The 10,739-nt window shown below is 73.9% G+C and carries 7 protein-coding genes and 1 pseudogene; 5 read left to right on the top strand and 3 right to left on the bottom strand.

Annotated features, from left to right (window positions below):
* Positions 1 to 266, bottom strand: a pseudogene (locus EAD96_RS28920) (phosphoglycerate dehydrogenase); the annotation flags it as partial.
* A 142-nt stretch (positions 267 to 408) separates the two neighbouring features.
* Between EAD96_RS28920 and EAD96_RS28925 the strand changes: the two are divergent.
* The 3 genes from EAD96_RS28925 (at position 409) to EAD96_RS28935 (ending at position 5,143) form a co-directional block, all read left to right on the top strand.
* Positions 409 to 2,214 (top strand): SpoIIE family protein phosphatase, encoded by a 1,806-nt coding sequence (locus tag EAD96_RS28925; RefSeq protein WP_121686472.1) that lies wholly within the window; start codon positions 409 to 411, stop codon positions 2,212 to 2,214.
* A gap of 86 nt (positions 2,215 to 2,300) precedes the next feature.
* On the top strand, positions 2,301 to 3,476 hold the full coding sequence (locus EAD96_RS28930) for a sorbosone dehydrogenase family protein (RefSeq protein ID WP_120571313.1): 1,176 nt from the start codon (positions 2,301 to 2,303) through the stop codon (positions 3,474 to 3,476).
* Positions 3,477 to 3,529: 53 nt separating this feature from the next.
* Entirely contained in the window at positions 3,530 to 5,143 is a 1,614-nt protein-coding gene (locus EAD96_RS28935; protein ID WP_121686469.1) for a metallophosphoesterase, read from the top strand.
* A gap of 603 nt (positions 5,144 to 5,746) precedes the next feature.
* Here the strand turns inward: EAD96_RS28935 and EAD96_RS28940 are convergent.
* Together EAD96_RS28940 and gatB are read right to left on the bottom strand one after the other, a co-directional pair.
* Entirely contained in the window at positions 5,747 to 8,104 is a 2,358-nt protein-coding gene (locus EAD96_RS28940) for a pyruvate dehydrogenase (RefSeq protein ID WP_121686470.1), read from the bottom strand.
* 96 nt (positions 8,105 to 8,200) lie between these two features.
* Entirely contained in the window at positions 8,201 to 9,694 is a 1,494-nt protein-coding gene (gene gatB / locus EAD96_RS28945; RefSeq protein WP_120571316.1) for an Asp-tRNA(Asn)/Glu-tRNA(Gln) amidotransferase subunit GatB, read from the bottom strand.
* 239 nt (positions 9,695 to 9,933) lie between these two features.
* Here gatB and EAD96_RS28950 point away from each other — a divergent pair, with 239 nt between their 5' ends.
* Both EAD96_RS28950 and EAD96_RS31295 read left to right on the top strand, forming a co-directional pair.
* The gene (locus EAD96_RS28950; protein ID WP_121686471.1) at positions 9,934 to 10,470 is read left to right on the top strand and encodes a hypothetical protein; all 537 of its coding nucleotides are present in this window, start codon (positions 9,934 to 9,936) and stop codon (positions 10,468 to 10,470) included.
* Between the two features lie 35 nt (positions 10,471 to 10,505).
* The coding region (locus EAD96_RS31295; protein WP_199733333.1) for a hypothetical protein at positions 10,506 to 10,739 on the top strand (234 nt) is incomplete at its 3' end.

A 10,739-nucleotide genomic window follows, 5' to 3' on the forward strand; every position in this document is an offset into this window, starting at 1 on the left:
CGGGCGTCACAGAGCGTCACGCCGTCGGGGATCCGTCCCACCCAGGCGTCCGCCCCGGCGGAGAGCAGTTGCACCACCTCGACGTCGGGCAGCTCGGCCAGGAGCGCCCCCGCGTCCGGGCCGGACAGGAACGGCGGCACCCAGAACCGCACACCGACCGGGGACGACGGGAGCCGCCGCGGGTCGTCCAGCAGCTCCACGGTGACGCCGGGCGGTAGCTCGCCGAGCAGCCGACGGCCCTCGGGGTGCGGGATCCATGCCTTCACGACCGCCGACGATATCGGCCCGGACCGGCCGGCGCGGCGTGACCCGTGACGAACACCGCGCCGGGAATGGAGTGACGGTCCGGCGGGGTATAACCGAGTGCGGGACGCCGGTCGGGTGTTCCGCTTCCTGAGGACGGTGGCGATGAGCGAGCACGGCCGGGGACGGGTGTCCGTGCCGATTCCGGCGCTCGCCGACCCCGACCGGTTACGTTCACTCGACGAGACGCGGCTCGACGCCGTACCGGACGAGGCGTTCGACAGGTTCGCGCGTCTGGTCGGCGACCTGCTGGACGTGCCTGTCGCACTCGTCTCCCTGGTGGACGCCGAGCGCCAGTTCTTCCCCGGGGCCACCGGCCTGCCAGAGCCGTGGGCGGCACGCCGGGAGACGCCGCTGAGCCACTCGTTCTGCCAGCACGTCGTCGACATCGAGATGCCGCTGGTGCTGCCCGACGCCCGCCTCTACCCCCGGGTGCGCCTCAACCTGGCCATCGAGGACCTGGGCGTGGTCGCGTACGCGGGCATGCCGCTGACCGACCTGGACGGGCGGGTGCTCGGCTCGCTCTGCGCGATCGACAGCAAGCCCCGGGCCTGGAGCAAGGAGCAGCTGCGGACGCTCGCGGACCTGGCCGCCGCGTGTTCCTCGGAGCTGCGGCTGCGCATCGCGGTCCGGGGCGCCGAGCAGGCCCGCCGCCGCGCGGAGGAGGCGCACGACCGGCTCGCCATGCTGGCCGGGATGAGCGAGATGCTCGGCGGCACGCTCGACGTGGCCACTGCCGTCGCCCGGCTCGGGCACGCGATGGTGCCGCTGCTCGCCGACTGGTGCCTGGTCACGCTCGTCGACCCGGCCGGCCGGCCGCGCACGGTCACCGGCGTGCACCGGGACGCCGAACGCGAGGCCGACCTGGCCCGCTTCGCCGAGCTGCTGACCACCGGGCTCAGCGCGGAGTCGCAGATCCGGTCGGTGCTGCGTACCGGACGGCCGGCGGTGCGCGCCGTGGCCGGTCTGGACGACGTGGCGCGCGGCACCACGCACCCCGAGCTGGTGCCGCTCGCCGACCGGCTCGGCGTCGGTTCCCACCTGACCGTGCCGATCACCGCCGCCGGGGACCGGGTGATCGGGGCCGTCACGCTGGTCAACCGTCAGGGGCGGCGCGGTTTCGACGCGAGCGACCTGCGCACCGCGCAGGACATCGGGGTACGCGCCGGACAGGCGGTCGGCAACAGCCGCCTCTACGGCGAGCAGCGCCACGTCGCCGAGGTGCTCCAGCACAGCATGCTGCCCGCCCTGCCGGCCGTGCCGGGGATCGAGCTGGCCGCCCGCTACCTGCCGGCCGCCGACCGGGTGGAGGTGGGCGGCGACTGGTACGACGCCTTCGTCCAGCCCGACGGCGAGCTGATCGCCGCGATCGGCGACGTCGCCGGGCACGACATCGAGGCGGCGGCCACCATGGGCCAGTTGCGCAACCTGGTGCGGGGCAACGCGTACGGGCGGGACGATCCGGTGGAGGATCTGATGGCCCACCTCGACCGGGCCATGGGCGGGCTGCGGGTGCCCACCGTCGCCACCGCCGTGCTGGCCCGGGTGCGCCCGGCCGCCGACGGGCTGGCGGTCTCCTGGTGCAACGCGGGACATCCGCCGCCGTTGCTGGTGCGGGCCGACGGCACGGTCTCGGTGGCCGACGGTCGCGGACCGCTGCTCGGCCTGGCCCGGCCGCCCCGGCGCGCCGGCCGGACGCTGACCCTCGCCTCCGGCGACACGCTGCTGCTGCACACCGACGGGTTGATCGAGCGCCGGGACCAGCCGATCGACGAGGGCCAGGCCGATCTGCTCGCCCACCTCCGGGCCGGCGGGCCGGGCGTACCGCTGGACCTGCTCTGCGACCGGCTGCTCGCCGCCGCGCACCAGTGGGAGGACGACGTGGCCCTGCTCGCGCTGCGGGCCGGTTGAACCGGCACTCCCCCGAACGGCCGGACGCGGGCAGGCGTACGCGCGACGTGCCCGGTTCGCGGGTCCGCCCGGCTAGGCTGGGGCGGGTGAGCCCGCGTCTTGCGTACCCCCGTGTCCGCCGCCTCCGGACGGCGCTGGCGGCGTCCTGCGCGGCGCTGTTGCTGGGCACCGCCGGCTGCGCCCTCGGCGAGCCCGAGCCGGACCCGGCGGGCGCGCCGCCCAACCTGCCGACGCCGTCCGGCACCGCGAGTCCCGGCGGGGCCGGCCAGCAGGTGGTCGCCACCGTGCTGGCCAAGGGCCTGGAGGTGCCGTGGGGCATCGCGTTCCTGCCCGACGGCGGGGCGCTGGTGACCGAGCGGGACAAGGGACGGATCCTCCAGGTCGGCCCGGAGTCCGGCCCGGACGGGCTGGCCGTCCGGCCGGTGCAGACAGTGCCCGACGTGGCCGCCGGTGGCGAGGGCGGCCTGCTGGGCATCGCGGTCTCTCCCGCGTACGCCCGGGACCGCACGGTCTTCGTCTACTACACGGCCGAGGACGACAACCGGATCGCGAAGATGCAGCTCGGGCAGGCGCCGAAGCCGATCCTGACCGGCATCCCGAAGTCCGGCACGCACAACGGCGGCGGGCTGGGCTTCGGCCCGGACGGCCACCTCTACGCGAGCACCGGCGACGCCGGGCGCACCGAGAACGCCCAGGACGCCAAGAGTCTCGGCGGCAAGATCCTGCGGATCACGCCGGACGGCAAGCCGGCGCCGGGCAACCCCACCGCCGGGTCGCCGGTCTGGTCGACCGGTCACCGCAACGTCCAGGGCTTCGCCTGGACGCCGGACAAGAAGATGTACGCGGTGGAGTTCGGCCAGAACACCTGGGACGAGATCAACCAGATCAACAAGGGCGGCAACTACGGGTGGCCCCGGGTGGAGGGGCGCGGCGACGACAAGCGCTACGTGAACCCGATCACGCAGTGGCCCACCGGTGACGCCTCCTGTTCCGGCCTGGCGGCGGCGGACCGTCTGCTCGTCGCCGCCTGCCTGCGCGGCCAGCGACTGTGGCTGGTCGAGCTGGCCGGCAACGGCACCGTCCTCGGTCAGCCCCGCGACCTGCTCACCGGCCGGTACGGTCGGCTACGGGCCGTCGCGGCGGCGCCGGACGGCTCGCTCTGGGTGAGCACCTCGAACCGCGACGGGCGGGGTACGCCCACCGCCGAGGACGACCGCATCCTGCGACTCGTCTTCGCCGACGGGGGCGCCGGCCGGAGCTGATCCGGCCCACCGGGTTTGTCAAGATCGCTCAAGGGGCAGGTCAGGATCTCAGCATGGACGGCCACGAGAACGAACAGCACCGCACCGGGGACGAGACGTCTCCGGAGCGCGGGCGCGCCCGCCGCTGGGCGGCATGGCGGCCCGGTGACCGGCTGCGCCGGCTGGGTGTCGTGCTGGCTGTCCTCGCGGTCACGCTCGGCGGCATCGTGGTCGGCACGTACGCGGGCGGCCACGTCGGCACCGACATCGGCCCGTTCCGGGCCGAGCTGAAGCTCAGCCCGTCGCTGTCCGGCGGCACCACCGTCGACATCCCGCCGCTGGGCGCGCTGCTGCTCGACAGCCACGACGGCCCGGCGTACCTCACCGTCGAGGTGGGCTCGCTGGACCAGGGGCGCACCGAGGCGCTCATCGACGACCCGGCCAGCATCAGCCGGGCCAGCCAGTCGGCCGTCCAGGACGTCCGCGACGGCGTGATGCGGCTCGGGCTGCGTACGCTCGCCTCGGCCGTGCTGGCCACGTTGCTGCTGGCCGCGCTCGTCTTCCGGGACGTCCGGCGTACCGCCTGGGCCGGCGGCCTGGCGCTCGTCGTGACCGCCGGCAGCCTCGGCATGGCCGCGAGCACCCTGCGCCCGCAGGCGATCGAGGAGCCGCGGTACGAGGGCCTGCTGGTCAACGCGCCCGCGATCGTCGGTGACGCGCGGCGGATCGCGAACGACTACACCAAGTACGCCGAGCAGCTCCAACGGCTGGTCGGCAACGTCAGCAAGCTCTACACCACGGTCTCCGCCCTGCCCGTGGTGCAGCCGTCGCCCGGCACCACCCGGGTGCTGCACGTGTCGGACATCCACCTCAACCCGACCGGGTGGCAGCTGATCCGTACCGTGGTCGAGCAGTTCGGCATCGACGTGGTGGTCGACACCGGCGACATGACCGACTGGGGCAGCGAGCCGGAGGCGTCGTTCGTCGGCTCGATCGGCCTGCTCAAGAAGCCGTACGTGTTCATCCGCGGCAACCACGACTCGCCGCGCACCGCCGCCGCCGTGGCGCAGCAGCCGAACGCGATCGTGCTGAACAACTCGGTCACGACGGTGGGCGGGCTGACCATCGCCGGCATCGGCGACCCCCGCTTCACGCCGGACAAGGAGACCTCGCCGGCCGGCAGCGGCCTCACCTCGGCCGTCGCCGACCAGGTGATCGGCGCCGGCGAACAGCTCGCCGGCACGATCCAGAAGTCGCCGCGCAAGGTCGACATCGCGCTCATCCACGACCCCGCCTCGGCCGGCCCGCTCTCCGGCACCTGCCCGCTGGTGCTCTCCGGGCACACCCACTCCCGGCAGGTGTCGAAGCTGCCGCAGGTCGAGGGCAAGCAGCCGACCACGCTGATGGTGCAGGGCTCGACCGGTGGGGCCGGGCTGCGCGGTCTGGAGGGCGAGAAGCCGACCCCGCTGACCATGACGGTGCTCTACTTCGACCAGCAGAAGCTGCTCCAGGCGTACGACGAGATCACCGTGGGCGGCACCGGGCAGTCGCAGGTCAACCTGGAACGGCACGTCATCCGCGACCCGGCCAAGGGCGACCAGGTGCCGGTCACCCCGACGCCCACCCGCGGCCCCTCGGAGTCGCCGTCACCGGGTACGACGACCCTGAGCCCCACCCCGACGAGCTGACCGTCCCGCACCTGGTCCATTCTTCGCTGCTTCCGGCGGTCCCTCACGTGGCGCTTGACCGCTCGCCACGCGTGACATCCGATCACTCTGCGCAACAAAGCCGTGCGGCGCGGGGATACCCCGCCGCCGCCTTTGCTCTGCACCCATCGGCGCAGCAGGCACCGAGAGTAACCGCGCGGGTGGCTGCAGAGCAGCGGCGCGGACCGCCCCGCCCCAGCTCAAGCGCGGTGCTGCGGATATGGCTGCAGAGCAAAGGGGCCGAGAGGCAACACCTTCGGCCGCCAGAGGCAGTTACTCCCCGCAACCACCTCAGCGGTTACGTTCCGTTAGACAAATCGTCCAGGATCGACCAGGACGCGGACCGCCATGCCGGAGTCGAGCCGGGACAGCCCGGTCGCAGCACGCACCGGGGCCGAGTCCCCGAGGGCAGGACGGACCGGCCCGGAGAGCGCCGTGAGGCCGGCGAGCCGAGCGGCCGAGGCGTGCGCACGGAGGCCGGACCTCACCGCGGCGCGAGGGGCCGCCCGGAAGGTCCGGCCGGCCCCGTGACGCGGCGAGGTCAGGGCAACTGAGGTGCGGTGTGGTCAGCGCGACGCAGGCGCGTCAGCGCAGCGCGATCGCGGCCAGCGCGGCGTTGACGATGCTGCCGGGCAGGAGGTCGTGCAGCTCGTACAGCTCCCGGACGTTGCCGGACTGGCCGAACTCGTCCACGCCGAGCGGCACCGCCGGCGCGCCGACCGCCGATCCGAGCCAGGCCATCGCGTGCGAGGCGGCGTCGTGCACGGTGACCACCGGCACCCGGTCGGCGAACGCCGACCGCAGCGCTCCGGGCACGCTCGGCACGGTCGCGGTCCGCACGCCCTGGCGCAGCGTCCGCTGCCACGCGCGGTACAGCCGGTCCAGGCTGGTCACGTCCACCACGTGCGCGGCCACGCCCTCCTCCGCCAGCTCCGCGGCGGCCGCGAGCACCTCCGGCAGCACCGCGCCGGAGGCGGCGAGCTGCACGACCGGGGCGTCAGCCAGATCGGGGTACGCCTGGTGCGCGTCGACGAGCCGGTACGCCCCGGCCACCACCTGCCGCCGCAGCACGGCGTCCCCGAGTCGCGCCCGGGCCGCCTCGAACGGCGCCTGGTCGATCGGCCGGGTGCTGAGCCGGAAGTAGTACGCCCCGTCCTCGGCCGGCGCGGCGGTCGCGGCCGGAGCGGAGCCACCGGCGATCTGCCCGAGCGCGTCGCAGAGCAGCCAGTCGAGGCTGCCGGCGTACGCGGGCTCCAGGAACGTCACCCCGGGCAGCTCCAGGCCGACCGAGGCGGTGATGGTGGACTGGTGCGCCCCGCCCTCGGGGGCCAGCGTGATGCCGGACGGGGTGCCCGCCACCACGAACCGCGAGCCGGAGTACGTGCCGTAGAGGAACGCGTCGAGACCGCGCAGCACGAACGGGTCGTAGACGGTGCCCACCGGCAGCAGCGGCTGGCCGGACAGGTCCCACGACAGGCCGAGCTGGCCCAGCAGCAGGAACAGGTTCATCTCCGAGATGCCCAGCTCGATGTGCTGCCCCGCGGGGCTCTCGGTCCAGCGCAGCATCCGGTCCTCGGTCCAGGACCGCTGCTCGGTCGGGGCGAAGACGCCCGTCTTGTTGATGAACCCGGCCAGGTTCGTCGAGGTGGCCACGTCCGGCGCGGTGGTCACCAGGTAGGGCGCCACCTGCGGATCGCGGGCCAGGTCGACGAGCACCCGGCCGAAGACCTCCTGGGTGGAGACCGGCTTGTTCGCGCGTACCCGCGTGGTCTCCGGAACGGTGACGCCCAGCGCCCGCTCGCGCGGCGGGCGGGACAGCGCCTCCCGGCGCTCGCCGGCCCGGATGCCGGCCGGGGACGCCGGGTCGAGGCGGTCCCACTCGGTCTCGGCGGTGAGGCCCTGCGCGGCGCGCAGCGCGTCGACCTGGTCGGTGGTGAGCAGCGCCGAGTGGTTGCGCGGGTTGCCGGCGATCGGCAGACCCCAACCCTTGACCGTGTACGCGAACACGACGCTGGGCCGGTCGGTGATCGCGTCGCACTGCGCGTACGCGTCGAGCATGGCCTGCGCGTCGTGCCCGCCCAGGTCGGTGACGAGCGGACCCAGCTCGTCGTCGCCGATGTCGGCGACGAACGCGGCCACCTCGGCCGGCGCGCCGTCCAGGAACTGCTTGCGCAGCGCCGGGCCGGCCAGTCCGAACAGCGACTGGTACTGCTCGTTGGGCATCCGGTCGATCCAGTCGCGCAGCGCCGCGCCGCCCGGCCGGGCGTACGCCTCGGCGAGCTTCCGGCCGTACTTGACCTCCACGACGTGCCAGCCGGCCGCCTCGAACTGGCCGCGCCACTGGTTGATCCGGATGCCGGGGACGACCCGGTCCAGCGACTGGCGATTGAAGTCGACGAGCCACATCACGTTGCCGAGCCCGGTGGTGGCCGGGTCGGCGACCGCCTCCCAGATGTTGCCCTCGTCCAGCTCGGCGTCGCCGATGATGGCGACGAACCGGGAGTGCGGGCGCGGGCCGAAGTGCGCGTCGACGTAGCGGCGGGTGACGGCGGCGAACAGCGGCGCGGCCGCGCCCAGGCCGACCGAGCCGGTGGAGAAGTCCACCTCGTCCGGGTCCTTGGTGCGCGACGGGTACGACTGGAGCCCGCCGCGTGCCCGCAGCTTCGGCAGGTACGACTTGTCGAGGTTGCCCAGCAGGTACTGGATCGCGTGGAACACCGGCGAGGCATGCGGCTTCACCGCCACCCGGTCCTCGGCGTCCAGGTGATGGAACCAGAGCGCGGTCATCGCGGTGACGAGGGAGGCGCTGGACGCCTGGTGGCCGCCGACCTTCACCCCGTCACCGGTGTCGCGGTCGTGGTTGGCCGCGTCGACGATGCGGGTGGCGAGCCAGAGCACCCGGCGCTGGATCTCGTCGAGGACGTCGAGGTCGTGCTGGTTCACGGTGACTCCATCCGGGCGTCGCCGTTGACGCCCTCTGCGGGGTGAGGAGCGGACGAAGGGCCCCTCCCCTGCCGGGAAAGGGCCCACACGACCGGATCAGGCGCCGAGGCGCGCCAGGATCAGCTCGCGGACGGTCTTCGCGTCCGCCTGGCCACGGGTGGTCTTCATGACCGCGCCGACGAGCGCGCCGGCCGCCGCGACCTTGCCGCTGCGGACCTTGTCGGCCACGTCCGGGTTGGCGGCGATCGCCTCGTCCACGGCGGCGGTGAGCGCGCCGGTGTCCGAGACGACCTCCAGGTTGCGGTTGGTCATGATCTCGGTCGGCGAGCCCTCGCCGGCCACCACGCCCTCCAGCACGGTACGGGCCAGCTTGTCGTTGAGCTTGCCGGCGTCGACCAGGCCCTGGAGCTCGGCGACCTGGGCCGGGGTCGCGCCCACGTCGGCCAGCTCCACGCCGGTCTCGTTGGCGCGGCGGGACAGCTCACCCAGCCACCACTTGCGGGCGGCGGCCGGGGTGGCGCCCGCGGCCACCGTCGCCTCGATCAGCTCGACCGCGCCGGCGTTGACCACCGACTGCATGTCGAGGTCGGACAGGCCCCAGTCCTGCTGGATCCGCTTGCGGCGCAGCCGCGGCAGCTCCGGCAGGGCGGCCTTCAGCTCGGCCACCCACGCGGTGTCCGGGGCCAGCGGCACCAGGTCCGGCTCCGGGAAGTACCGGTAGTCAGTGGCGGTCTCCTTGGACCGGCCCGGCGTGGTGTCACCGGTGTCCTCGTGGAAGTGCCGGGTCTCCTGCGTGATCCGGCCGCCGGCCTCCAGCACCGACGCCTGGCGCAGCATCTCCGAGCGCACCGCCCGCTCGACCGAGCGCAGCGAGTTGACGTTCTTGGTCTCGGTGCGGGTGCCCCACTCCTCGCCCGGCCGGTTCAGCGACGTGTTGACGTCGCAGCGCAGCGACCCCTCCTCCATCCGCACGTCGGAGACGCCGAGCGAACGGATCACGTCACGCAGCTCGGCGACGTACGCGCGGGCGACCTCGGGCGCGAGCGCGCCGGTGCCGGGGATGGGCTTGGTGACGATCTCGACGAGTGGGATGCCGGCCCGGTTGTAGTCGACGAGCGACTCGGTGGCGCCGTGGATGCGGCCGGTGGCGCCGCCGACGTGCAGCGTCTTGCCGGTGTCCTCCTCCAGGTGCACCCGCTCGATGCCGATGCGCACCAGCTCGCCGTTGACCTCGACGTCCAGGTAGCCGTCGAAGCACAGCGGCTCGTCGTACTGGCTGATCTGGAAGTTCTTCGGCATGTCCGGGTAGAAGTAGTTCTTCCGGGCGAACCGGCACCACTGCGCGATCGAGCAGTTCAGCGCCAGCCCGATCCGGATGGTCGCCTCGATGGCGGCCTTGTTCGCCACCGGCAGCGAGCCGGGCAGGCCGAGGCAGACCGGGCAGACCCGGGTGTTCGGCTCGCCGCCGAAGTCGGTCGGGCAGCCGCACCACATCTTGGTGTTCGTGCCCAGCTCGACGTGGGTCTCCAGGCCGATCACCGGTTCGAAGCGCGCGACGACCTCGTCGTACGCGGGCAGTGTCGTCGTCATCTGAGCTCCAGGCGCGATCCGGACAGAACCGTTCCAGCCTAATCGGCTGGCCCGGCCACCCCGCTGCCGGGCTTCGAGATCACCGCACGGCGGGCCGCCGCGCCGGCATGGCACGACCAACCCGAGGGTACGTCTCGACGATGACGAATACGGGGGACGGCTCGACGGCACGGGGTGGCCGGACCAGGGCGGTGAACGCGCCGGACCGAGGACGGGAGGACCAAGGGAGCAGGGGCCCCGTGACGACGGGCGCGGTGCTGGTGGCCGGGGCGGTGGCCCTCGGCGTGCCCGCCCTGGCGGTCGGCATGTGGGCGACCGAAGGCGAGCGCGACTTCCAGGAGGTGGTGGGCCTGTTCCTCGTCACGGCCGTGCCCGCACTCGTCGGTGCCGGCGCGGCGCTGCTGCTCGGCCGGCGGCTGGTGCCGCGGATGCGTACCTCCGCTGCGAGCCCGACCGTAGCCGTGCGGGACGCTCTGCGCGCGGGCCGGACCACCGACCCGGCCGTGGACGCCGCCGCCCGCCGGGAGGCCCGCCGCCGGCTCGGCCAGCGATGGCATCTGTGGCTCTATCTGGGATTGGCGGCGCTGCAGACGTTGCCGCTCGTCGGCGGCCCTCGGTGGTCCACCCGGCTGGCCGCCGGTGTCCTCGTCGCGTTGTGGTCGGGCACGGCGTGGCTGCGGTGGCGCGGCCTCCGGGAGGCGCGCCGCTACCTGACGCTGGCGGAACACCCCAGAACGACGACCGGGCCCGGGCCGGGCGTCACTCGGGCGTGGTGAAGCTCCGCCGACGGTTGTAGGCCAGCACGAGCAGGATGCCGCCGACGGAGAAGGCCACGACGCTCAACAGCAGCAGGACGAGCGGCGAACCCGGTCCGGTGATCGGCAGCCACGCGCCGCTCACCTTCGACGGCGACGGCGTCGGCTGGGGCGCCGCGGTGCTGCTCTCCGACGGCGTGGCGGCCGGATCGCTCGGCGTCGGCGTCGCCGTCGGGTCGGCCGGCGTGGGCGTGGCCGTGGGGTCGGCCGTGCTCGCCGTGGCGGTGCCC

The sequence above is a fragment of the Micromonospora sp. BL1 genome, from assembly GCF_003667485.1.
Classification (GTDB): Bacteria; Actinomycetota; Actinomycetes; order Mycobacteriales; family Micromonosporaceae; genus Micromonospora; species Micromonospora tulbaghiae.

Excerpts from the sequence above, each read along its gene's own strand:
- EAD96_RS28925 (WP_121686472.1), top strand. The coding sequence starts at position 409 with ATGAGCGAGCACGGCCGGGGACGGGTGTCCGTGCCGATTCCGGCGCTC.
- EAD96_RS28935 (WP_121686469.1), top strand. The coding sequence starts at position 3,530 with ATGGACGGCCACGAGAACGAACAGCACCGCACCGGGGACGAGACGTCT.
- gatB (WP_120571316.1), bottom strand. The coding sequence starts at position 9,694 with ATGACGACGACACTGCCCGCGTACGACGAGGTCGTCGCGCGCTTCGAA.